At 72.1% G+C, this 22510-nt stretch carries 19 protein-coding genes and 1 pseudogene; 8 read left to right on the top strand and 12 right to left on the bottom strand.

From position 1 onward, the window contains the following. Positions 1-256 precede the first annotated feature (256 nt). Genes C3489_RS04695 through C3489_RS04685 form a run of 3 tightly spaced genes read left to right on the top strand, consistent with a single transcriptional unit; the run spans position 257 to position 3387 of the window. Positions 257-1501: an outer membrane lipoprotein carrier protein LolA gene (locus tag C3489_RS04695; RefSeq protein ID WP_103780186.1), complete on the top strand. Its 1245-nt coding sequence runs from the start codon at positions 257-259 to the stop codon at positions 1499-1501. A gap of 43 nt (positions 1502-1544) precedes the next feature. Continuing rightward, positions 1545-2519: an ABC transporter ATP-binding protein gene (locus tag C3489_RS04690; RefSeq protein WP_103780184.1), complete on the top strand. Its 975-nt coding sequence runs from the start codon at positions 1545-1547 to the stop codon at positions 2517-2519. Continuing rightward, on the top strand, positions 2506-3387 hold the full coding sequence (locus C3489_RS04685) for an ABC transporter permease (RefSeq protein ID WP_103780182.1): 882 nt from the start codon (positions 2506-2508) through the stop codon (positions 3385-3387). The genes C3489_RS04690 and C3489_RS04685 overlap by 14 nt, the downstream gene beginning before the upstream one ends. A 65-nt stretch (positions 3388-3452) precedes the next feature. Here the strand turns inward: C3489_RS04685 and C3489_RS04680 are convergent, their stop codons facing one another. Beyond that, positions 3453-4037 carry a flavodoxin family protein gene (locus C3489_RS04680; protein WP_103780180.1) on the bottom strand — a complete coding sequence of 195 codons (585 nt, stop codon included), beginning with the start codon at positions 4035-4037 and terminating at the stop codon, positions 3453-3455. Positions 4038-4300: 263 nt separating this feature from the next. Here C3489_RS04680 and C3489_RS04675 point away from each other — a divergent pair, with 263 nt between their 5' ends. Continuing rightward, on the top strand, positions 4301-5563 hold the full coding sequence (locus C3489_RS04675) for a hypothetical protein (protein WP_103780178.1): 1263 nt from the start codon (positions 4301-4303) through the stop codon (positions 5561-5563). Between the two features lie 25 nt (positions 5564-5588). Here C3489_RS04675 and C3489_RS04670 read toward each other — a convergent pair whose 3' ends face one another. From C3489_RS04670 to C3489_RS04645, 6 genes are all read right to left on the bottom strand, one after another. Beyond that, complete coding sequence (locus C3489_RS04670; RefSeq protein ID WP_103780176.1) at positions 5589-6536, bottom strand: M28 family metallopeptidase; 948 nt, start codon at positions 6534-6536, stop codon at positions 5589-5591. Positions 6537-6671: 135 nt separating this feature from the next. Continuing rightward, positions 6672-7139, bottom strand: coding sequence for a VOC family protein (locus C3489_RS04665; RefSeq protein WP_103780174.1), 468 nt, complete (start codon positions 7137-7139; stop codon positions 6672-6674). A 60-nt stretch (positions 7140-7199) separates the two neighbouring features. Next, positions 7200-9503 (bottom strand): hypothetical protein, encoded by a 2304-nt coding sequence (locus C3489_RS04660; protein WP_103780172.1) that lies wholly within the window; start codon positions 9501-9503, stop codon positions 7200-7202. 164 nt (positions 9504-9667) lie between these two features. Further along, positions 9668-10360, bottom strand: a complete 693-nt coding sequence (locus tag C3489_RS04655; RefSeq protein WP_103780170.1) for a DUF3800 domain-containing protein — start codon at positions 10358-10360, stop codon at positions 9668-9670. Positions 10361-10737: 377 nt separating this feature from the next. Next, the gene (gene rarD / locus C3489_RS04650) at positions 10738-11718 is read right to left on the bottom strand and encodes an EamA family transporter RarD (protein WP_181139489.1); all 981 of its coding nucleotides are present in this window, start codon (positions 11716-11718) and stop codon (positions 10738-10740) included. Positions 11719-11827: 109 nt separating this feature from the next. Next, positions 11828-12682: an SDR family oxidoreductase gene (locus C3489_RS04645; protein WP_103780168.1), complete on the bottom strand. Its 855-nt coding sequence runs from the start codon at positions 12680-12682 to the stop codon at positions 11828-11830. A gap of 100 nt (positions 12683-12782) precedes the next feature. Here C3489_RS04645 and C3489_RS04640 point away from each other — a divergent pair, with 100 nt between their 5' ends. Next, on the top strand, positions 12783-13190 hold the full coding sequence (locus C3489_RS04640; RefSeq protein WP_103780166.1) for a helix-turn-helix domain-containing protein: 408 nt from the start codon (positions 12783-12785) through the stop codon (positions 13188-13190). Between the two features lie 19 nt (positions 13191-13209). Here C3489_RS04640 and C3489_RS04635 read toward each other — a convergent pair whose 3' ends face one another. From C3489_RS04635 to C3489_RS04615, 5 genes are all read right to left on the bottom strand, one after another. Beyond that, on the bottom strand, positions 13210-14268 hold the full coding sequence (locus C3489_RS04635; protein ID WP_103780164.1) for a 2-oxoacid:ferredoxin oxidoreductase subunit beta: 1059 nt from the start codon (positions 14266-14268) through the stop codon (positions 13210-13212). Continuing rightward, on the bottom strand, positions 14261-16189 hold the full coding sequence (locus tag C3489_RS04630) for a 2-oxoacid:acceptor oxidoreductase subunit alpha (protein ID WP_103780162.1): 1929 nt from the start codon (positions 16187-16189) through the stop codon (positions 14261-14263). Before C3489_RS04630 ends, C3489_RS04635 begins: the two co-directional genes overlap by 8 nt. A 192-nt stretch (positions 16190-16381) precedes the next feature. Continuing rightward, the gene (locus C3489_RS04625) at positions 16382-17053 is read right to left on the bottom strand and encodes a response regulator transcription factor (protein WP_103780160.1); all 672 of its coding nucleotides are present in this window, start codon (positions 17051-17053) and stop codon (positions 16382-16384) included. 409 nt (positions 17054-17462) lie between these two features. Then, a complete protein-coding gene (locus tag C3489_RS04620; protein ID WP_103780158.1) occupies positions 17463-18806 on the bottom strand; it encodes a sensor histidine kinase in 1344 nt (447 codons plus the stop codon). Positions 18807-18931: 125 nt separating this feature from the next. Continuing rightward, the gene (locus C3489_RS04615; RefSeq protein ID WP_103780156.1) at positions 18932-20131 is read right to left on the bottom strand and encodes a sensor domain-containing protein; all 1200 of its coding nucleotides are present in this window, start codon (positions 20129-20131) and stop codon (positions 18932-18934) included. A gap of 245 nt (positions 20132-20376) precedes the next feature. Between C3489_RS04615 and C3489_RS04610 the strand changes: the two genes are divergently transcribed. The 3 genes and pseudogenes from C3489_RS04610 to C3489_RS04600 form a co-directional block, all read left to right on the top strand. Next, entirely contained in the window at positions 20377-20772 is a 396-nt protein-coding gene (locus C3489_RS04610) for an NADH-quinone oxidoreductase subunit A (RefSeq protein ID WP_103780155.1), read from the top strand. Further along, positions 20763-21380: an NADH-quinone oxidoreductase subunit B gene (locus C3489_RS04605; RefSeq protein ID WP_103780153.1), complete on the top strand. Its 618-nt coding sequence runs from the start codon at positions 20763-20765 to the stop codon at positions 21378-21380. The genes C3489_RS04610 and C3489_RS04605 overlap by 10 nt, the downstream gene beginning before the upstream one ends. Continuing rightward, a pseudogene (locus C3489_RS04600) lies at positions 21377-22510 on the top strand (NADH-quinone oxidoreductase subunit C); the annotation flags it as partial. The gene C3489_RS04605 and the pseudogene C3489_RS04600, both read left to right, overlap by 4 nt.

The raw sequence follows: 22510 nt of genomic DNA, 5'->3' as shown, positions 1-22510 counted from the left end.
CGGTATGCCCCGGCCCTCCACATCCCCTACGGGTAGGGGGGCCTGACCCTCCGCCACGTCATACCCCAGCAGTACATGGAGTTGCGTCCGCGGGGTGACGCGGTCCCCCTGGCCGATTTGGTCTGATGGGAAGCACGGAAGACACCACTCCTCACCGATTCGGGTGAGAATGGCGGCTTGGGGTGGGGCCCGCCGGGAGCGCACGCCGCGGGTCATGGGACGGACAGCCGCCGCCGACGACGGAGGTAGCGCACACATGGCACCGTATGGAACCGACGACAGGGCGACGGCCGCGGCCGAGGAGCCCGGCGCGGCGCGCGGGGGGCGGCGCAGGGCAGCCGCGCGCTATGCCGTCCCCGCGACCGTCGTGGGGCTGGCCGCCGCGACGATCGGGATCGTCCCCGCGCTCGCCGACTCCGGCGACCCCGATCTGCCCGAGATCAGCGCGCAGCAGCTCATCGAGAAGATCGCGGCGTCGGACACGCAGCAGCTGTCCGGCACCGTGCGGATCAACACCGACCTCGGCCTGCCCGACTTCGGCGGCCTCGCGGGCGGGTTCGGCGGCGGTGCGGGCGCGTCCGGTGACGGGTCGTCCGCCGACCCCTCGGCCAAGGTCGCCGAACTCGCCACCGGCCGGCACACGTTGCGCGTGGCCGCCGACGGACCGGAGCGGCAGAAGATCTCGGTGCTGGAGGACGCCGCCGAGTACAGCCTCATCCACAACGGCAAGGACGTCTGGGGCTACGACAGCAAGTCCAACGAGGTGTACCACGCCACCTCGGACGAGCAGGGCCGCCAGGACGAGCGGGGTGCGGACGACTTCTCCGGCACGCCCAAGGACTTCGCCGAACAGGCCCTGAAGGCCGTCGACTCGACCACCTCGGTCACCGTGGACGGCAGCGTCCACGTCGCCGGCCGCGACGCCTACAAGCTGCTGATCAAGCCCAAGCAGTCCGGCACCACCGTCGGTGCGATCAGCATCGCCGTGGACGCCAAGACCGGTGTGCCGCTGAAGTTCACCCTGACCCCGAAGAGCGGCGGCGCCGCCGTCGTCGACGCGGGCTTCACCCAGGTCAGCTTCGCCAAGCCGGCCGCCTCCACCTTCGACTTCACCCCGCCGAAGGGCGCCAAGGTCACCGAGGGCGGCGACCGGGAGCACGCCAAGGGCGACGGGCCTGCCAAGGGCCTCCCGGAGCACATGCTGCCCGTCCCGGGCGGCGACGCGGCCAAGGGCGACGGACCCAAGGTGCTCGGCGAGGGCTGGAACGCGATCGCCACCTTCGACACCGGCGCCCGGGGCGGCGTGCCCTCCGGCAGTGAGGTCGGCGGTGACCTCGGCGGCTTCCTGGACTCGCTCGGCGACAAGGTTTCCGGCAAGTTCGGCAAGGGCACGGTGTTCTCCACCCGCCTGGTCAACGCCCTGATCACCGACGACGGCAAGGTCTACGTCGGCGCGGTCACCAAGGACGCCCTCGTCAAGGCCGCCGACGCGGGCAGGTAAGCCGGCGGGACACCGCCGACCCACGGAAACGATCGGGGAGCCGATGGACGACGCGCCCGCCGCACGGGGCGAGCAGGTGCCGGAGGACGAGTACGTCATCCACACCCGCGCCCTCACCAAGCGCTACCGCGGCGGGCAACTCGCCGTCGACGGGCTGGACCTGGCCGTCCCGGCGGGCAGCGTCTTCGGCTTCCTCGGTCCCAACGGATCGGGCAAGACCACCACGATCCGCATGCTGATGGGCCTCATCGAGCCGACGTCCGGCGCCGCGCGGGTGCTGGGGCAGCCGATGCCCCGGTCCGTGCGCTCGGTGCTCCCCCAGGTCGGCGCGCTGATCGAGGGCCCCGCGCTGTACGGCTTCCTGTCCGGCCGGGACAACCTGCTGCGTTACGACGCCGCCGACCCGACCGCCGACCCGCGCACCCGGCGCACCCGCGTCGCGGCGGCGCTGGAGCGCGTGGGGCTCACGGCGGCGGCCGGCAAGAAGGCGAAGGCGTACTCGCTCGGTATGAAGCAGCGGCTCGGGCTCGCCGCCGCCCTGCTCCAGCCCCGCCGCCTGCTCGTCCTGGACGAGCCGACCAACGGGCTCGACCCGCAGGGCATGCGCGAGATCCGCGCGCTGGTCCGGGAGCTCGCCTCGGACGGCACGACCGTCTTCCTCTCCTCCCATCTCCTCGACGAGATCGAGCAGGTGTGCACACACGCCGCGGTGATGGCACGCGGGCGGCTCCTCGTCCAGGGCGAAGTCGCCGACCTGGCGGCGCGGGCCCGCGGACGGCTGGTGGTGACCACGCCGGACACCTCCGACGCGGCCCGGGTGCTGAAGGAACAGGGCGTCGGGGACGTCGTGGTGGCCGAGGACCGGGTGACGGGCGAGCCCCCGGAGCGTGAACTGGCCGAGGTCAATGCCGCGTTGGTGACGGCCGGGGTGCGGGTGCGCGGGTTCGGGGTGGAACGGGCCTCGCTGGAGGAGGCGTTCGTGGCGCTGACCGGGGAGGGTTTCGATGTCGCAGGCTGACACGGTGGTCAAGTCCCCGGGGACGGTGCGTCCGTTGTGGACGCTCGGGCTGTTCCGCAGCGAACTGCTGGTCACCCTGCGGCGCTGGCGCACGCTCGCGCTGCTGGGCGTGCTGGCCGCGGTTCCGGTCCTGGTCGGGATCGCCGTGAAGATCGAGACGGGGGACGGCTCGTCGGCCGGGCCCCGGGGCGGTGAGGGGCCGGCGTTCATCTCGCAGGTCACCAACAACGGCCTGTTCCTCGTCTTCACCGCGCTGGCGGCGACCCTGCCGTTCTTCCTGCCGATGGCGGTCGGGGTGATCGCGGGTGACGCGGTCGCCGGCGAGGCCGGCGCGGGCACCCTGCGCTACCTCCTCGTCGCGCCGGCCGGCCGCACCCGGCTGCTGCTCGCCAAGTACACGACGACGATGGCGTTCTGCGTGATCGCGACCCTGGTCGTCGCCGTCTCGGCGCTGCTGGTGGGCGCCCTGCTCTTTCCGCTCGGTGACCTGACGACCATCTCCGGCACCCGGATCAGCTTCGCGGAGGGTCTGGTCCGCGCGCTGCTGATCGCGCTGGTCGTCGCCGCGTCCCTGATCGGTGTGGCGGCGCTCGGCCTGTTCGTCTCCACGCTCACCAACAGCGGCATCGCGGCGATGGCGACGACCGTGGGCCTGCTGATCACCGTGCAGATCCTGGACCAGTTCCCCCAGCTGCACGCGATACAGCCGTATCTCTTCTCCCACTACTGGCTGTCCTTCGCCGACCTGATGCGCGAGCCGGTCTACTGGGACGACCTGGTGCGCAACCTCGGCCTGCAGGGCCTGTACGCGGCGGTGTTCGGCTCGGCGGCCTGGGCCCGGTTCACGGCGAAGGACATCACCGTCTAGCGGTTCACGGGCGCCCGCAGCGGTTCACCGGGCGCTCGCAGGGGTTCACGGGCGCTCGCAGGGGTTCACGGGCGCTCGTAGGGGAAGCGGGCGAGCGGTGCCGTACGGTCGAAGAACGTCTTGGCGCGGACCAGCGCCGCGTGGTCGTTCAGTACGTCGCCCGGCCGGCTGCCGTTGCCCAGCAGGACGCCGCCGAAGCGCATGCCCAGGTAGGCGGCGGAGTTGTTGAGCGTGCCGACGAGCGGGTCGGCGACCTCCTCCTCGCGGTGCGCGAGGGCGGTCACGCCCCACAGGGTGCGGCCGGCCATCCGCGCCTTGAAGTCCAGGCCCGGGGTGCGCAGCCAGCCCGACCAGTGGTCCAGGTAGCGCTTGGTGTGGGCGGAGACCGAGTACCAGTACAGCGGCGAGGCGATCACCAGGTCCGTCGCGGCGAGCGTGGCGTCCAGCAGCAGTGCGGTGTTGCCCTCGGTGGGCCGGACGTGGTCGCTGTCGTGCCGCAGGTCGGCGAAGTCGGGCAGCGGGTGCTCGGCCAGGCTGATCCACTCCTGCTCGACGTCCGCGGGGAGCTGCTCGGCGGCCTTGCGGGCGAGCAGTTCGGTGTTGCCGTCGTCGCGGCTGCTGCCCAGGACGAACAGGAAACGGCGGGTCATGGCATCCCCTTGATACTCGGTGTACGGCGGCCATGAGCGTCAACATTGCATGCGCGTGCATTTAATCCCGCGGGGCCGCGCGTGGCGGGGCGGGAAGTCGGGACGAGGCTGTGACGGGGTGGTGACGCGCGCGGGGGGAGGGAGCGGCGAGACTCGGCAGTACGTGTTCGAACGGCTTCATCGCCGGGAGGACCATGGAAACGCATGTGCCGTCCGCCGGCTCGCCGACGAGTCCGAGTGACGCATCGGGAGTGAAGGAAGCGATGACTCGACTCAGCCGAGCGCAGAAGCGGGAAGCGAAGCCGGCCGCGGGCCCGGCGGTGCCGCCGGCGTGGCCGGCCGAGCCGCTGGAGGTCCACGTCAGGGCGGCCGGCTCGGACGCGGGCGACGGGGGCGCGGCGGTGATGTCCGCCGGTGTGTGGATCGCCGGGGTGCCGGTCGCGGTGGCGCCCGGCGAGGAGGCGCAGGACGCCGTCCTGGCCCACCTGCATCGTCTGGCCCGCGCCGGCGGCCGCGCCGTGCACGCCACGATCCACGACGAGCGGATCGGTTACGTCGTCCCGCTGCGGGTGGACCCGGACGGCTCCAGCCACCTCACGTCGGACCCGGTACGGCGGGACACGCCCCGGACGGTCACGCTGCGGGCGGTGCCCGAGCCCCGGCAGGACGCGCCCGCCCCCGGCACGGTCACCGCACCCCTGGGCGTCTTCGGCCCACCGCCCGAGATGCCCCCACCTCCCGCCCAGCCGACGGCCCCGATATCCGAGGTCACGGATCACCCGCGACCGCTCACCGCCGCCCCGGCACCCGCACCCACCCCGGAATCCGCTCCGGCACCCGCCCCGCTACCCGTTCCGGCACCCGCCCCCCAACCCGTTCCGGCCCCCACCCCGCCCCGGGCCGCCGCCCCCACCCCGACACCCGTCCCTGCTCCCAGCCCCACCCGCGACTCCTACGCCGCCCTCGCCGAAGCCGCCGCCGAGGCCAGGCCGACGCCCGCGCGGGGGTTCGACGCGGTCGCCGAGGCCGTGCTGGAGGACGTGCCGCTCGCCGAGGGCGGCGTCGGCTCGGCGCTGCCCGCCGGGCAGGTCGCGCGGGTCAACGAGGCCGTGCGGGAGGGGCGGACGGACGTGGCGGCGGAGCTGGCCGAGCGGATCGTGGCCGAGGGCGAGGCGACGCTGGGGCGGGAGCACCCCGAGGTGCTCAGGATGCGCGAACTGACCGCCTACATCGCCTACTTGGCCGGTGAGTCGGAGCACGCCTTCCGTATCTCCCTCGACCTGGCCCTGATCCACCGCCGGCGGCAGGACGCGGAGGCGGCCTACGGGAACGTGCAGAGCGCGGCCACCGCGTGGCGGGCGGTGCGCGACCCGCGGCAGGGGTTGCGGCTGGGCGGCGAGCTGATCGCCGTATGGACCGAGCTCGCCGCCGAGGACGGCCCCGCCGCCGACGACGCCGAGAAGTTGCGGTCGGCCCGTGCCCGCATGGACCGCCTCACCGCCCGGGCCGCCGCCGACGGCGACTGACGCGCAGCCGGAACTCACATCCGCGTCACGAAGACAGCGCCCACACCGCGTAGGCGAGCGCGTCGCTGTTGTGGTCCAGCGCCGTGTCGTCGATGTTGGCCGTCGTGTCGCACGACGAGTGGTAGCAGCGGTCGAAGGCCTGGCCCGCCGTGCCGCCCCACTTGGCGGCCTGGGCCTGCGTCTTGACGTAGTCGGCGCCGCTGAACAGCCCGCCCACCGGCACGCCGGCGTTCTTGAACGGGGCGTGGTCGGAGCGGCCGTCGCCCTCGGTCTCGGGCTCGGTGGCGATGCCGAGACCGGCGTAGTAGTCCTTGAAGGTCTTCTCGATGGCCGGGTCGTCGTCGTAGACGAAGTACCCGGGGTTGGGCGAGCCGATCATGTCGAAGTTCAGATAGCCGGTGATGCGGGCGCGGTCGGCCGAGGACAGTCTGCCCACGTAGTAGCGGGAGCCGACCATGCCCAGCTCCTCCGCGCCCCACCAGGCGAAGCGCAGGTGCTTGGCGGGGTGGTAGCCGGCCCGCGCCACGGCGAGGGCGGTCTCCAGGACGGCCGCCGAGCCGGAGCCGTTGTCGTTGACGCCGGGTCCGGCGGTCACGCTGTCGAGGTGGGAGCCGGCCATGAGGACCTGGCTGGTGTCGCCGCCGGGCCAGTCGGCGACGAGGTTGTACCCGGTGCGGCCCGAGGAGGTGAACTGCTGCACGGTGGTGGTGAACCCGGCCGCGTCCAGCTTGGCCTTCACATAGTCGAGCGAGGCCTTGTAACCGGCCCGGCCGTGCGCGCGGTTGCCGCCGTTGGCGGTGGCGATGGACTGGAACTGGGCGAGGTGGGCCTTGACGCCCGCGACCGGGATGTCGGGTGCGGCGGCGGCGACCGGGTGTGCGGGCGCCGCGCCGGCTATGGACCCGGTGGCGAGCAGGGTGGCGCCGGCGACGACGGCAGCGGCCGTCGCCCGCGCGGAACCGGAGAGGTTCATGTGGGGGGCTCCGAATTCCTTGAGGAATGGGGTGCCCGATGGTGAAGCTGAGCCTGACGTTCCGTCAAGAGCGCAATCCGGACAGTACTGTTCGCATTCCGGATCGTTCACCGGACTCTCGCGGATGCCCCACGCTCAGTGCACGCAGAACTCGTTTCCCTCCGGGTCGGCCATCACCACCCACTGCCCGCTGGGCTCCTTCACCTCCCGCAGCACACTCGCCCCGAGCCCCGTCAGTCGCTCCACCTCACCCGCGCGCCGCCCGTCCCCGGGGTGCAGGTCGAGATGGAGCCGGTTCTTCACCGTCTTCGGCTCCGGCACCCGCTGGAACAGCAGCCGCCGCCCCAGCCCGGTGCCGCTGCGCGGGTCATAGGGGTCGTCGGGATGCCGAACGGCGACCAGGTCGCGGAAGGCCGGACGGCCGTGGAACTCGACCGTGGCCGCACCCGGCAGCGCGCCGGCCGCGAGCAGCTGCTCGATGAGCGCGGCGTTGTCCTCCACCTCGTAGTGCAGGGCGGCGGCCCAGAAGTCGGCCTGCGCGTGCGGATCTGCGGCGTCGATGACGATCTTGAAGTGCACCGGGGCCGGTGTCGTCGTGGTCATGCAACCAGTGATACCGCCCCGGTCCCGGCACCATACGAAGAAACCCGCACTCGGCCGGTCTCACTCCGCGGCCGGCGCCTCCTCGTCCGGCTCGCTCTCCGCCGGCACCTCTTCCTCTTCCTCCCCGTCGCTGTCCGCGTCCGCCTGGGACGGGCCGTGGTCGTCGATGAACTTGAAGATCTCGATCGCTGTCTCGCGCAGCTCGGTCCACTCCTCGGCGGCCCCGAGCAGCGGCGGGTACGTCCGGCCCTGCCCGAGGGTGTCGAGCACCGTCAGCGACTCCTTGGCTTCCTCCAGCAGCTTGGCCAGCTCCCGCCGCACGTCCTCGATCCGCAGCGTCGGTGCGACCGGCTGGGCTCCCTGCCCCCGGCTGCTGCTCTGACCGGGTGAAACCACCGAAGTACCACCGGCGCCGGGTGTGCCCTGCGTCCCGGCGGGCTGCGTGCCGGACCCGGTGGCCGGCGCGTACAGCCTCAGCGCTTTGCGGATCTGGTCCTCGGCACGGTTCTCATCGGACGCGTACACGACGTCCCACGTGGTCAGCGCGCGCTCGGCGGACCCATCCCGGGCCACGCGGTCCGCCGCGGAAAGATCGATGGCGACATGCTCGTAGGGCGGTGAGCTGCCCGCCTGCCCGAGCCGGGGCCGCGCGCTGGTGTTGCCCGGCATGGTCAGCGCCCGGAACCGCTGGGCCGCGTGCGCGAGCAGCCACAGTCCGTGGGCGTTGCCCTCCTTGGCCAGCCCGCCGATCACCACCGAGACGTCGGCCCGGAACGGCACCTTGCCCGCTTGGCGGGTCGGCGAGACCGCGGAGCCGACGTTACGGGTGAGGAGTTTGTCGGCGATGAGAGCGATGCCACCCGCGACGGCCAGGGTGCAGCGGGCGTTCGTGTCGCCCTTCAGCGCCGGCTCCACCAGGCCGGTGAAGTCGTCGGTCGGCACGGGGTCCCACTCCTTGGTCAGGACGTCCGTGCACAGCACTCCGCCGTTGGCCCAGGCGTTGCGGGCCTGGGCCAGCGCGGAACCCTTCTGGGAGCGCCACGCCAGGTCGATGATGGGGCCGAGAAGACCGGCATACCCCTTCGTCGACATCCGGCGGTCGTTCTTGATGTCCTTCGCGCGGGCCTTCAGCTCGTCGTGCAGCGGAGGACGCGTCAGCGCGTATACCAGATACACCGCCCGCCACAGGGGCGTCCCGGGAATCCGTGTGTCGTTGAAGACGTCCGGCACGGCGGTCTCCGCCAGCCGGCCCGTGGCCAGCGCGTGCACGCCTTGGAGCAGTTTCTCCATGCCCCACTCGGCCGCTCGCGTCTGCACGACGAGCTTCAGCGCGCGGGTGGCCACCTCCACGTTCTGGGCGGACTCGTCCCACGGTTTGAACTCCACGTGCACCGAGGCCAGGATCGAGCGCAGCGCGTCGTCGAACACGTCGGAGATCCGCAGCGTGCTGAGTTCGTGGGCCTCGATGCCGACCGCGATGTGCGCGGGCACCACGTAGGTCTGCGCGATGCGAACGGTGCGGTCCGGCACCTCCCCGGCGGCACCAGCGGCCGCGACCGCGTCCGAGAACTCGGCGTGCAGCTGGCTGCGGTACTGCTCACGGCCGAGCGCGAGGCGCTGAGTGAACGGCTTGCGGGGCTCGTTGGGGGACTGCTCGCGCGGGGTGAGCAGGGCACCCGCGGCGATCTTGGCGACGTCGTCGGGCGTGGTGCCGTGTCCGGCCAGGACCTTCCAGGCGCTGGCGAGTCGAGTGATGCCGTCCCGGGCGACCAGTGCGGTGACGGACTCTTCACCGTCCTCGAACTCGAACACCACAGGATGAACGATCAAGGCCCTGGTCACCCGGCGGGCCAGAATCGACTCGGCGTAGGAGTTGCGGTACAGCGTCGCGCACAGTGTCTGCCGGACGTGATCGAACAGATGCTGCCGGTCGCGGTAGCGGTAGCGCAGCAGCGCGAGCGGCTTCTCCCCCTCGGCCTCGCCGATCACCTTCGGGTCGTCCACGTCCAGCTGCTCCTGGCTGGTGCGCGGCTGGATACCGGGGAAGAGCTCACTCAACCACACGCGCGCGTGGACCGAGCGCAGCGTCGCCCCGTCCACGTGCTCCTCCAGCAGCAGGCTGGAGCCGTCCTGCTGGGGCAGGCGCAACTGCTGCGTGATGAGGGAGGGGACGGTGCCGGCGCGCGCCACCGCGTGCCAGGCGTCCTCGGTGAGTCCGGTCAGCGGGTGGGCGGCACCGGCGCGCACCAGTTTGTTGCGGTCGTCGACGTCGGAGGCGTCGGGCAGGACGCGCGGAAAGTCGGAGACGACGATCGACTCCTTGCCCCAGGGCACCGTGACGGGGCGGCTGGCGGGCTTCGACATGGACCCTCCGGGATCGGTGGTTGGTATGGAAGACTGAAAACGCGGTCCTGGCCCGAGGTGTCGGGCCCAGGTCCGGCCCGGCTGGGCCCTGGTCGTACGGCCGGGGCCCAGTCCCTTCACAGAGGGGATTCACCGTCTGCCCGGGCGGCTCGGGCATCGGCGTCTCACAGGGCGCGCGGCCCGTCGGCACCGGGCAGTACGGAGCCGAACCAGTCCCACATGAAGCGCCGGTTCTCCCGCTTCGCGACAGTCTGGAAGGCGGCGTAAGCCACCATGTCGGCCGCCTGGAGCAGTTGGCTCGTGCGGGCGGCGAGAAAGACCGGATCTCCGACGACGCGGCGCCCCGGGTCGGGCAGGCGGCGGTGAGCGTGACGCAGCGCGGTCTCGGTGCCGTCACCGTCCACGATGACGACTCCGTGGTGTCCGGTCGTGGCGAGTTCCTCGCTGATCTGTGCCAGCAGGGCGGCATAGAGGTCCGGTCGGTCGCGGGCGTAGTCATCGGTCTCGCGGTACACCGCGCGCACCCGGACACCGGGGAAGCCGGACACGGCGCGCAAGCCGCGCAGGATCACCTCTCGGGCGTGCCGCCGGTGCAGGTCGCGGTCCGTGCTGCGGGAGTGGTGAATGTGCCGGCCGCGGCCACCGGCCAGTTCATGGGAGTGCAGGGCGGCCGTCGCCGGGATCAACAGGCGGGCGTCCGCGGCAAGTTCGGCGCGGAAGGCGAGCCAGTGGGCGAGGGCGCCACTGGTTTGGGGGAGATCCAGGCCGAGCGCGGCGAATGACACGATGGCTCTGCCGTCGCCGGAATCGTCGACGAAGTAAAGCCGCAGCGGCGCCGCGGCGGCTGTGATGGTCATGGGGCGACCAACTCCGCATGGAGACACACACGGGCCGCTTCCGGCGCCATCGCCGGACCCTTCCTGCCGGGCGTGCCGCCGGAGCAGGGCGTGGGGTGCCTCTTCACCACGCGCCACGCCACGTCCAGCAAACCGCGGCGGTCAGCGCTCGGCGGGCGATCAGGCTTCTCCGGAAGCGCCACCCCCGCCAGCGTTGGCCACGCCGAGGAGCTGCTCGACGACGGCCTCCAGGACTATTCCCGGCCCCATACGGCGATGTGTCTGCACATTGCGTTCATCGAAACGATAGCGTCCTGTGGTGCTCTCGTGAGAGCAATTCCACGAAGCCGAGGGGGAGTTCGGAAGGTCCAGCACACCCGCCGGGGCCTTGGTCGCGGCTAGGCCTCCACCCGAGGGGCCGTCGGTGTCTCCGTGGGCGCGGTCTCGGTGGCCGGTGTCGCTTCCCTGAGTGCGGTGCGCAGGCGGGAGGCTCGGCGGGCCGTGCGCAGGCTGTCGGCGGTGAGGAGGATCAGGGCCAGCCACACGAGGGCGAAGCCGGCCCAGCGCTCGGGCGGCATGGCCTCGTGGAAGTACAGGACCCCGCACAGGAACTGGAACACCGGCGCCAGGTACTGCAGCAGCCCCAGGGTGGACAGCGGCACCCGGATCGCGGCCGCGCCGAAGCAGACCAGGGGGAGCGCGGTGACCACGCCGGTCGAGGCGAGCAGGGCGGTGTGGCCGGGGCCCTCGGTGGTGAACGTCGAGTCGCCGTGCGCGGTCAGCCACAGCAGATAGCCGAGCGCGGGCAGGAACTGGATCGCGGTCTCGGCGGCCAGCGACTCCACGCCGCCGAGGTTCACCTTCTTCTTCATCAGCCCGTAGGTGGCGAAGGAGAAGGCGAGGATCAGGGAGATCCACGGCGGCCGGCCGTAGCCGATGGTCAGGACGAGGACGGCGGCCACGCCGACCCCGACGGCGGCCCACTGCACGGGCCGCAGCCGTTCCTTGAGCAGCAGCACGCCCATCGCGATGGTGACGAGCGGGTTGATGAAGTAGCCGAGCGAGGCCTCGACGACGTGGCCGCTGTTCACGGCCCAGATGTAGACGCCCCAGTTGATGCTGATGACGGCCGCGGCGACCGCGACCAGCCCGAGCCTGCGCGGCTGCCGCAGCAGCTCGCCGGCCCACTTCCACCGCCGTACGACGATCAGGACCGCGGCGACCACGACGAAGGACCACATCATCCGGTGGGCGAGCACCTCGCCGGCGCCGGCGGGCTCCAGCAGCGGGAAGAAGAGCGGGAACAGGCCCCACATCCCGTACGCCGCGAAGCCGTTCAGCAGACCTATGCGCTGCTCACCCTTCGACGTCCCGCCCACGGGTCCCTCCTTCGTGTGTGGACATGCGTCCACGAAGGTAGCGCCGAGCGACCCCGGCTGTCATGCCCGTATCGCCATACGGTCATGACAGCCGGGGCGGGTGAAACGCTCAGCCCTTCAGCGCGGCGGCGATCGCCTCGGCCAGCGGGGTCGTCGGGCGGCCGGCCAGGCGGGACAGGTCGCCGGAGGTGACCTCCAGCTCGCCCTTCTCGATCGAGACGTCCACGCCGGCGAAGATCGCGGCGAGCGGCTCGGGCAGCCCGGCGCCGGTCAGGATGCCGGTGAGCGCCTCCGGGCTGACCGCGTTGTAGACGATCTCCTCACCGGTGGCGCGGCTCAGCTCGGCGGCGTACTCCGCGAAGCTCCACGCCGTGTCGCCGCCGAGTTCGTACGTGCGGTTCTCGTGCCCCTCGCCGGTCAGGACGGCGACCGCGGCGGCCGCGTAGTCGGCGCGGGAGGCGGAGGACACCCGGCCCTCACCGGCCGCCGCGACGACGGCGTGGTGCTCCAGCACCGGGGCGAGGTTCTCGGTGTAGTTCTCGTGGTACCAGCCGTTGCGCAGCAGGACGTACGGCAGCCCGGAGGCGAGCAGCGCCTCCTCGGTGGCCCGGTGGTCGTCGGCGAGCGCGGCCGTGAGGCTGCCCGGGGCGCTGGTGTAGGCGAGCAGGGCCACCCCGGCGGCCTTCGCGGCGTCGATGACGACCTGGTGCTGCCGCACCCGGCCCTTGTCGAACTCGTTGCCCGAGATCAGCAGCACCTTGTCGCCGGCCGCGAACAGGCCGTCGAAGGTCTCGGGGGCGTTGTAGTCGGCGACCGCGAGGCGCACTCCGCGCTCGGCCAGGTCGGCGGCCTTCTCCGGGCTGCGGACGACGGCGGTGACCTGGTCGGCCGCCACCTTCTGCAGCAGCTGCTCCACGACGTGGCGGCCGAGCTTTCCGGTGGCTCCGGTGACGACGATGCTCATGATCTGCGTACTCCTCAGGGGTGGGTCCCTCTGTCTCACCACTCACCCTAGGGATGGCGCTAACTATTGGAAAGTACCCACTTTGAAGTAAGGTACTGGCATGGCAGTAAGCAGCAAGGCGAGTGCGTCCGACGCCGAGGCGCTGTGCCCGTACCGGCTCGTCCTGGAGCACGTCACCAGCCGCTGGGGCGTGCTCGTCCTGATCGCGCTGCTGGAGCGCTCCTACCGGTTCAGCGAGCTGCGCCGCGAGATCGGCCGTGTCGGCCGGGAGGTGAGCGAGAAGATGCTCACCCAGACCCTGCAGACGCTGGAGCGCGACGGCCTGGTCCACCGCGACGCCAAGCCGGTGATCCCGCCCCGCGTCGACTACTCCCTGACCGGGCTGGGCCGGGAGGCCGCCGAGCAGGTGAAGGCGCTGACGCAGTGGACCGAGCGGCGGATGTCCGACGTGGAGCGTGCCCGCACGGCATACGACGAGGCCCGGGACGCGTCGTCGTCCCGGGCCTGATGCGCGTGCGCGACGGTCGTCAGCCGACGACCGTCCAGGTGTCCCCGCCGGCCAGCAGCGTGGCGAGGTCGCCCTTGCCGCGCTGTTCGACCGCGGTGTCGAGCTGGTCGGCCATGAGGGTGTCGTAGACCGGCCGGTCGACGGAGCGGAACACGCCGATCGGGGTGTGGTGCAGGGTGTCGGGGTCGGCGAGCCGGGACAGCGCGAACGCCGTGTTCGGCGAGTCGGCGTGGGCGTCGTGGACGAGGATGTCGGCCTCGTTCTCGGGCGTCACGTCCACCACCCGCAGGTCACCGGTCCGTACGTCCCGGACCACGCCGCGGCTGCCGTCGGGGCCGAAGACGATCGGCTGCCCGTGCTCCAGGCGGATCAGGGCCTCGGTGGCCGTCTGCTTGTCCTTGAGCGCGTCGAAGGCGCCGTCGTTGAAGATGTTGCAGTTCTGGTAGATCTCGATCAGCGCGGTGCCCGGGTGGTCGGCGGCCTGGCGCAGCACCTCGGTGAGGTGCTTGCGGTCGGAGTCGATCGTCCGCGCCACGAAGGAGGCCTCGGCGCCGAGCGCCAGGGACACCGGGTTGAACGGGGCGTCCAGGGAGCCCATCGGCGTGGACTTGGTGATCTTGCCGAGTTCCGAGGTGGGGGAGTACTGGCCCTTGGTCAGGCCGTAGATCCGGTTGTTGAACAGCAGGATCTTGAGGTTGACGTTGCGGCGCAGGGCGTGGATCAGGTGGTTGCCGCCGATGGACAGCGCGTCGCCGTCACCGGTGACGACCCACACGCTCAGATCGCGGCGGGAGGTGGCCAGGCCGGTGGCGATGGCGGGGGCGCGGCCGTGGATGGAGTGCATCCCGTAGGTGTTCATGTAGTACGGGAAGCGGGAGGAGCAGCCGATGCCCGAGACGAAGACGATGTTCTCCCGGGCCAGGCCCAGCTCCGGCATGAAGCCCTGCACCGCCGCCAGGATCGCGTAGTCGCCGCAGCCCGGGCACCAGCGCACCTCCTGGTCCGACTTGAAGTCCTTCATCGACTGCTTGGCCTCGGCCTTGGGGACCAGCTGAAGCAGCGTCTCGGCGTCAGTCATGGATGGCCTCCTTCAGAGCCGCGGCGAGCTTCTCCGCCTTGAACGGCATGCCGTTGACCTGGGTGTGGGAGCGGGCGTCGACCAGGTACTTCGCCCGGATCAGGGTGGCGAGCTGGCCGAGGTTCATCTCGGGGATCACGACCTTGTCGTAAGCCTTGAGGACCTCGCCGAGGTTGCGGGGGAACGGGTTGAGGTGGCGCAGGTGGGCCTGCGCGATCGCCTCACCGGCCCTGCGCAGCCGCCGCACCGCCGCGGTGATCGGCCCGTACGTCGAACCCCAGCCCAGCACCAGGGTGCGGGCCTGCTGCGGGTCGTCGACCTCCACGTCCGGGACGTCGATGCCGTCGACCTTGGCCTGGCGGGTGCGGACCATGAGGTCGTGGTTGGCCGGGTCGTAGGAGATGTTGCCCGTGCCGTCCTGCTTCTCGATGCCGCCGATGCGGTGCTCCAGGCCGGGCGTGCCCGGGATCGCCCAGGGGCGGGCCAGCGTCTGCGGGTCGCGCTTGTAGGGCCAGAACACCTCGCTGCCGTCGTCGAGGGTGTGGTTCGGGCCCTGCGCGAACTGCACCCGCAGATCGGGCAGGTCGTCCACCTCGGGGATGCGCCAGGGCTCGGAGCCGTTGGCCAGGTAGCCGTCGGAGAGCAGGAACACCGGGGTGCGGTAGGTCAGCGCGATCCGCGCCGCCTCCAGCGCCGCGTCGAAGCAGTCCCCGGGCGTCTTCGGCGCGACCACCGGGACCGGGGCCTCACCGTTGCGGCCGTACATCGCCTGCAGCAGGTCGGCCTGCTCGGTCTTGGTCGGCAGACCGGTCGATGGGCCGCCGCGCTGGATGTCGACGATCAGCAGGGGCAGCTCCAGGGAGACCGCGAGCCCGATCGTCTCCGACTTCAGCGCCACGCCCGGGCCACTGGTCGTCGTCACCGCGAGCGAGCCGCCGAAGGCCGCACCGAGCGCCGCGCCGATGCCGGCGATCTCGTCCTCGGCCTGGAAGGTGCGCACGCCGAAGTTCTTGTGCTTGCTCAGCTCGTGCAGGATGTCACTGGCCGGCGTGATCGGGTACGAGCCGAGGTAGAGCGGGAGATCGGCCTGGCGGGAGGCGGTGACCAGGCCGTAGGCCAGGGCCAGGTTCCCGGAGATGTTGCGGTACACGCCGGGCGGGAACGCCTTCGCCGCCGGCGCCACCTCGTAGGAGACCGCGAAGTCCTCCGTCGTCTCCCCGAAGTTCCAGCCCGCGCGGAACGCCGTGAGGTTGGCCTCGGCGATCTCCGGCTTCTTGGCGAACTTCGCCTTGAGGAACTTCTCCGTGCCCTCGGTCGGCCGGTGGTACATCCACGACAGCAGACCCAGCGCGAACATGTTCTTGCTGCGCTCGGCCTCCTTGCGGGTCAGGTCGAAGTCCTTCAGCGCCTCCACGGTCAGCGTGGTCAGCGGCACCGGGTGCAGGCTGTAGCCGTCCAGCGAGCCGTCTTCGAGCGGGTTGGAGTCGTAGCCGACCTTCTGCATGGCCCGCTTGGTGAACTCGTCGGTGTTGGCGATGATCTCCGCGCCGCGCGGCATGTCGCCGATGTTGGCCTTCAGCGCGGCGGGGTTCATGGCCACGAGCACGTTGGGCGCGTCGCCGGGGGTGAGGATGTCGTGGTCGGCGAAGTGCAGCTGGAAGGACGACACGCCCGGCAGGGTGCCGGCGGGCGCGCGGATCTCGGCCGGGAAGTTGGGCAGCGTGGACAAGTCGTTGCCGAACGACGCCGTCTCCGAGGTGAAACGGTCCCCGGTGAGCTGCATACCGTCACCGGAGTCCCCCGCGAACCTGATGATCACCCGGTCCAGCCGGCGCACATCCTTGCCCCCGGCCGGTCTGCGCTGCTCTCCTACGACGGTGGTGTCGGCCTGCTCCGCTGGGCTGCTGACCTGACTGGTCACTGAACTGGACCTCCCTAGAGGCGGCTGTCGGGGAGCGGCCCTCCCGCGGGTCCTCCCAAAATCAACCCTACGTCCGTGAGGGGCGCCTTCCCTTGACCTTTCGCATGGTGGTCACCCGCCGGACAGCAGCCGCGGCCTCGCTCGTCACCGGTTCGGGTTCCCCCACGCACGGCACTGTCCCGGCGGGACCGGTCAGGAGTTCAGATACGTCAGCACGGCGAGCACCCGGCGGTGGTCGCCCTCGCTCGGGGACAGGCCGAGCTTGAGGAAGATGTTGCTGACGTGCTTCTCGACCGCGCCGTCGCTGACGACGAGCTGCTTGGCGATGGCCGAATTCGTACGGCCCTCGGCCATCAGCCCGAGCACCTCACGCTCGCGCGGGGTGAGCCCGGCGAGGACGTCCTGCTTGCGGGAGCGGCCCAGCAACTGGGCGACGACCTCGGGGTCGAGGGCCGTACCGCCCTCGGCGACCCGCACCACCGCGTCCACGAACTCGCGGACCTCGGCCACGCGGTCCTTCAGCAGATAGCCGACCCCGCGACTGGAACCGGCCAGCAGCTCGGTGGCGTACCGCTCCTCCACGTACTGCGACAGCACGAGTACGCCGAGCCCCGGGTGGGTACGGCGCAGCTGTACCGCCGCCCGTACGCCCTCGTCGGTGTGGGTGGGCGGCATCCGTACGTCGGCGACGACGACGTCGGGCAGGGCGCCCTCCGCGTCCAGTTCGGCGATCGTCTTCACGAGGGCCTCGGCGTCCCCCACCCCGGCCACGACGTCGTGCCCTCGGTCGGTGAGCAGCCGGGTCAGCCCCTCCCGCAGCAGCACCGAGTCCTCGGCGATGACCACCCGCACCCTGTCCTCCACGTCCCTCGTCCCCCCGCGTGCCGCGTGTCAACAGGTCCAGCATTCCATCAACGGAACCGGAACGCGGCTGCGGAGGGGCGGCGAGGGGGTGGGGGTGTCGGGTTTCGGCCGGGGTGGGGGTGACGCGGTGGGAGGGGGCCGGGGGCGGACACGGTGGGGCTGACGCGTGGGTCCGGCCGGGGGCCGGGCCGGCACGGCGGCGGAGGCCGGGGGCCGGCTGGGCACGGCGGGGCGGCCGGGGGCCCGGCCGGCACGGTGGGGAAGGCCGGGGGTCGGCACGGTGGGGGAGGCCAGGGGCCTGCACGGTGGGGAGGCCCCTGGGGGCCGGGCCGGTACGGCGGGGGCTGCCGGGGCCCGGCCGGCACGGTGGGGGAGGTCGGCCGGCGTGGCCCCGATCACCGTCGGCCGGTCAGGCCAGTGTGTCGCGCCACGGGAGTTCCGCCGTGACGCGGGTCGGGCCGCCGGGCGGGGAGTCGACGACGAGGATGCCGTCGACCGCGCCGATCCGCTCGGCCAGGCCGGCGAGGCCCGAGCCCTGCCCGGTGTGCGCGCCGCCGACGCCGTCGTCCATGACCTGCAGCAGCAGCCGGTCCTCCGCCCGCCACACGTCCACCGTGGCCGACTTCGCCCCGCTGTGCTTGCCGATGTTCTGCAGCAGCTCGCAGACCGTGAAGTACGCGATGCCCTCGATGGCCGGGGCCGGCCGGGCCGGCAGGTCCACCTCCACCCGCACCGGCACCGTGCACCGGGAGGCCACCGAGGACAGCGCCGCGTCCAGACCCCGGTCGGTCAGCACCGCCGGATGGATGCCACGGGCCAGGTCCCGCAGCTCCTTGAGCGCCGTCTTCACCTCGCCGTGCGCCTCGTCCACCATCCGCGCCGCCGCCTGCGGGTCCTCGCGCAGCTTCTCCCTGGCCAGCCCCAGGTCCATCGCCAGGCTCGCCAGCCGGGCCTGCGCCCCGTCGTGCAGATCGCGCTCGATGCGCCGCAGGTCCGCCGCCGCCGTGTCCACGACCACCCCGCGGTCCGACTCCAGCTCCACCACCCGCGCGCCCAGCCGCGACGGCCCGAGCAGCCCGTGCACCAGCAGCCGGTCCACCGTCGTCAGCGCCCGCACGATCCACGGCGAGGCCATCGTGAACAACGCTCCCACCAGCACCGTCACGGTGATCTCGAACGGGTTGTCGAGATAGATCCGGTGGTGGTCGTCGCCGTAGAGCTGGATGCCGCCCTGCCCCGCGTACATCGGGAACACCCAGAACCACAGCGGGTACGTCAGCATCGCCCAGCCGTACACCCAGAACGCGACGGCCACGCTGAAGGAGAACACCGCCCACGGGAACTGCAGCACCGCGTACAGCAGGTGCCGCCACGACGTGCCGCTCTTCAGGACGGCGCCGATCCAGCCCATCAGGCTGTTCCGGCGCACCCGCAGCGGCTCCGGGTCGGCCACCTCAAGACCGAGCATCCCCCGCGCCCGCGCCCGCTCCAGCGCGCCGAAGCCCCGGCAGCCGGCCAGCGCCGCCGCCAGCACCGGGACCCCGAGGAACGTCACCAGCAGGCCCACCCCGAGGGAGACCATCGTCACCGCGAAGACGAACAGCGCGATGCCGATCGGCAGGCCCAGCAGCACGTACCCGAACTCGCGCCAGCTGCGCGCCTCCAGCGGTGCCCGCAGCGCCGCCGGCACCCGGTGCCGGCGGGTGCCGTCGTCGTACCCCGGCCGGTAAGGCTGTCCGTACTCCATGGCCATCGGTGTCGTCCGTTTCTGCTCGTTCGCGGTCGTCCGGCTGCACGCCTTGTGTCGTACGTCCAGCCTGCTGCGCCGCAGGTCGGCGGACCATGGAGGCCGTCGGCGTCTTGGGCGGGGGGTTTTCCCTACCCCCGGTGGGCGTCCTCCGACCGGTCCCGCCAGGGCAGCTCCGCCGTGATCGTCGTAGGCCCGCCCTGCGGCGAGTCGACGACGAACAGGCCGTCCACGGCGTCCAGCCGCTCCGCCAGCCCCCGCATCCCGGTCCCGCGATCCAGCGACGCACCACCCCGGCCGTCGTCCCGCACCTGGATCAGCAGCCGGTCGTCGGAACGCCACACGTCCACCGTCGCCGACTTCGCCCCGCTGTGCTTGCTGATGTTCTGCAGCAGCTCGGACACCGTGAAGTAGGCGATGCCCTCGATCGCGGCGGCCGGCCGCGAGGCCAGCTCGGCGGTCACCTTCACCGGCACCGTGCACCGGGACGCCACCGACGACAGCGCCGCGTCCAGGCCCCGGTCGGTCAGCACCGCCGGATGGATGCCGCGGGCCAGGTCCCGCAGCTCCTGCAGCGCCAGCTTCACCTCGCCGTGCGCCTCCTCGACCATCGCGGCCACGTGTTCGTCGGCCTGGCCCTCCAGCAGCTTCTCCTTCGCCAGGCCGAGCCCCATCGCCAGGTTCACCAGGCGGGCCTGCGCCCCGTCGTGCAGATCGCGCTCGATGCGCCGCAGATCGGCCGCCGCCGTGTCCACGACCACCCCGCGGTCCGACTCCAGCTCCGCGATACGGCGCTCCAGCTCGTCCGACGGCGACAGCAGACCGCGCACCAGCGCCCGGTCCACGTTGGTCATCCCGCGCGCCAGGAACGGCAGCACCGGCCACAGCACGAACAGCGAGGTCAGCGTCACCGTGAAGGTGAGGATGCCCCACGGCAGCCGGACGAAGTCGTACAGCGCCGTCCGCCAGGCCACCGAGTCCTTCAGCACCATCCACATGCGGCCGAAGAAGCCGTCCGCGCGGTGCAGCGGCAGCCGGCTCGGCTCCTCCACCCGCACCCCCAGCAGCGCCCGCGCCCGCGCCCGCTCGAACCGCCCCAGCAGCCGAGCGCCCATCAGCGCCAGCGACAGCAGCGGGAAGCCGATCACGGTGATCGTCAGTGTGCCGCTCACCAGCAGCACGGTCATGACGTAGAGGAAGCCGATCAGCGCCAGCGGGAAGTTCGCCAGCAGATGGGCGATCTCCTTCCAGGTGTGCGCGTCGTAGGCCAGGCGGGCCGGTGGCGGACGGTCGTCGTCGGCCGGCCGGCGGGCGGGGTCGGTTGCGGTCATATGGGTTAGCGTGCCGCGCGTCGCGCCCCCGCGCCATGAGGTCGCCCGCCGTCGCCGCGGTGGGGAAAACCCCACCCTGTCCGCGATGGGCGCCTCCCGCCGTCCCCGGTGTCGCGTCTCAAGGCGTGACGGGCTGCTTACCGCTTCTTTATCAGGGCCTAGACTCCCGTGCGTACAGATCGTCGAACACTGTCGACGGTCGTCGAGAGCCGACAAACGCGAAGCCAGGGAGCGAGGAGACGGACGTGCGGGATTCGACCGTCGTCGTCGCGGCGGACTACTTCCATTCCTATTCGGTCGTGGGACTGCTCGCCGTCGTCGGCGTGCTCTTCGTGGCCGTCGCCTTCGGGGCCGGACGGCTGCTGCGGCCCGTCGTGCCCACCCCCGAGAAACTCCTGACCTACGAGTGCGGCGTGGACCCCGTCGGCGAGGGCTGGGCGCACACCCAGGTCCGCTACTACGTCTACGCGTTCCTCTACGTCATCTTCGCCGTCGACTCGATCTTCCTCTTCCCGTGGGCGACGGTCTTCGCCGCCCCCGGCTACGGCGCGACGACGCTCGTGGAGATGTTCATCTTCCTCGGCTTCCTCGCCGTGGGCCTGCTGTACGCGTACAAGAAGGGCGTCCTGGCATGGACGTGAACCCCGCTCCGGTGTCGCTTCCCGAGCCCAAGCGGCTGGGCGCGCTCGCCCGCCTGGCCCCCGAGCCGATGAAGGTGGTCCTGAACTGGGGCCGCCGCTACTCGCTGTGGGTCTTCAACTTCGGCCTGGCCTGTTGCGCGATCGAGTTCATCGCCGCGTCGATGTCCCGCCACGACTTCATCCGCCTCGGCGTCATCCCCTTCGCGCCGGGCCCCCGCCAGGCCGACCTGATGGTGGTCTCGGGCACGGTGACGGACAAGATGGCGCCGGCCGTGAAGCGCCTGTACGAGCAGATGCCCGAGCCGAAGTACGTCATCTCCTTCGGCGCCTGCTCCAACTGCGGCGGCCCCTACTGGGACTCCTACTCCGTCACCAAGGGCGTCGACCAGATCATCCCGGTGGACGTGTACGTCCCCGGCTGCCCGCCGCGCCCCGAGGCGCTGCTCCAGGGCATCCTCAAGCTGCAGGAGAAGATCGCCCGGGAGTCGCTGGGGGAGCGGTACGGCCACGGTGCCTCGCAGCCCTCGCCGGCGGCCCTGCAGAGCGGCCTGGTGCAGCCGCCGGCCACGCCGGCCACGCCGGGTCCGGTGTCCGGGGAGGACCGATGAGCGGCACGGTCGGCTGGCTGCCCGCCGGCGCCGAGGACCTCTTCGGTACGGACGCCACGGCCGAGGAGTCCTACGACGTCCTCACCGTCGACGTCCCCCCGGCGTCCTGGATCGCCGCGCTCACCACGGCCCGCGACCGGCTGGGCTGCACCTACTTCGACTGGCTGAGCGCCGTCGACGAACCGGGCGTCGGCTTCCGCGTCGCCGCGCACGTCGCCGCGCTGGGCCCGGTGCGGCGGCTGCTGCTGCGCACGACCGTCCCGCACGAGGCACCTGTGCTGCCGTCGGCCGTCTCGGTCTACGCGGGCGCGGCCTGGCACGAGCGCGAGACGCACGAAATGTTCGGTGTCGGCTTCGAGGACCACCCCGGCCTCGACCACCTCCTTCTCCCCGACACCTTCGAGGGCCACCCGCTGCGCAAGGACTTCGTCCTCGCGGCGCGGGTCGCCAAGGCCTGGCCCGGCGCGAAGGAACCGGGCGAGTCCGACCACGGCGGCCCCAAGCGCCGCCAGATGCTTCCACCGGGCGTCCCCGACCCCAACGAGTGGGGCCCGCTCAAGGGCCAGCTCCCCCCTGCCCCGGCTCGCCCGGCACGGGGAGCGGGCCGCGCGGCAGGCACCGGTCGCGCGGCGGGCGCCGCGGCTGCGCCGGGGGAGCGTCCGGCACGCCGGATGCGCACCGCAGGCGAGGGCTCGGCCAGCCAGGCGGCCACGGGGGCGCCGGATTCGGCGGGAGCCGAGGCGCCGGAGGCCACCGGCGCGGCGGCTGCGCGTCCGCGTCGGGCGCGTAGTGCTTCGGAGGGCTCGGCCAGCCAGGTCGCCGCGGGGGCGCCGGATTCGGCGGGGACCGAGGCGGCGGAGGCCACCGGTGCGGCGGCTGCGCGTCCGCGTCGGGCACGCACGTGCTTCGGAGGGCTCGGCGAGCCAGGTCGCCGCGGGGGCGCCGGATTCGGCGGGGACTGAGGCGACGGAGACCTCCGGCGGGGCAGCCGCGCGTCCGCGTCGGGCGCGTAGCGCTTCGGAGGGCTCGGCCAGCCAGGACGGTGCGCGGTCGGCAGAGGCGGACGTCGTGCGCTCGGGCGACGCGGATGTCGCGCGCTCGGCCGAGGCCGAGGCCGGCGCTGACGCGGC

Source organism: Streptomyces sp. Ru71, from assembly GCF_002920535.1.
GTDB lineage: Bacteria > Actinomycetota > Actinomycetes > Streptomycetales > Streptomycetaceae > Streptomyces.
Note: the sequence above shows the minus strand (reverse complement) of the source record. Positions and strands in the feature narration are given on the sequence as shown.

Excerpts from the sequence above, each read along its gene's own strand:
- C3489_RS04675 (WP_103780178.1), top strand. The coding sequence starts at position 4,301 with ATGACTCGACTCAGCCGAGCGCAGAAGCGGGAAGCGAAGCCGGCCGCG.
- C3489_RS04605 (WP_103780153.1), top strand. The coding sequence starts at position 20,763 with ATGGACGTGAACCCCGCTCCGGTGTCGCTTCCCGAGCCCAAGCGGCTG.
- C3489_RS04665 (WP_103780174.1), bottom strand. The coding sequence starts at position 7,139 with ATGACCACGACGACACCGGCCCCGGTGCACTTCAAGATCGTCATCGAC.
- C3489_RS04695 (WP_103780186.1), top strand. The coding sequence starts at position 257 with ATGGCACCGTATGGAACCGACGACAGGGCGACGGCCGCGGCCGAGGAG.
- C3489_RS04645 (WP_103780168.1), bottom strand. The coding sequence starts at position 12,682 with ATGAGCATCGTCGTCACCGGAGCCACCGGAAAGCTCGGCCGCCACGTC.
- C3489_RS04680 (WP_103780180.1), bottom strand. The coding sequence starts at position 4,037 with ATGACCCGCCGTTTCCTGTTCGTCCTGGGCAGCAGCCGCGACGACGGC.
- C3489_RS04690 (WP_103780184.1), top strand. The coding sequence starts at position 1,545 with ATGGACGACGCGCCCGCCGCACGGGGCGAGCAGGTGCCGGAGGACGAG.
- C3489_RS04655 (WP_103780170.1), bottom strand. The coding sequence starts at position 10,360 with ATGACCATCACAGCCGCCGCGGCGCCGCTGCGGCTTTACTTCGTCGAC.
- C3489_RS04635 (WP_103780164.1), bottom strand. The coding sequence starts at position 14,268 with ATGACTGACGCCGAGACGCTGCTTCAGCTGGTCCCCAAGGCCGAGGCC.
- C3489_RS04615 (WP_103780156.1), bottom strand. The coding sequence starts at position 20,131 with ATGACCGCAACCGACCCCGCCCGCCGGCCGGCCGACGACGACCGTCCG.
- C3489_RS04670 (WP_103780176.1), bottom strand. The coding sequence starts at position 6,536 with ATGAACCTCTCCGGTTCCGCGCGGGCGACGGCCGCTGCCGTCGTCGCC.
- C3489_RS04620 (WP_103780158.1), bottom strand. The coding sequence starts at position 18,806 with ATGGCCATGGAGTACGGACAGCCTTACCGGCCGGGGTACGACGACGGC.
- C3489_RS04685 (WP_103780182.1), top strand. The coding sequence starts at position 2,506 with ATGTCGCAGGCTGACACGGTGGTCAAGTCCCCGGGGACGGTGCGTCCG.
- C3489_RS04640 (WP_103780166.1), top strand. The coding sequence starts at position 12,783 with ATGGCAGTAAGCAGCAAGGCGAGTGCGTCCGACGCCGAGGCGCTGTGC.
- C3489_RS04660 (WP_103780172.1), bottom strand. The coding sequence starts at position 9,503 with ATGTCGAAGCCCGCCAGCCGCCCCGTCACGGTGCCCTGGGGCAAGGAG.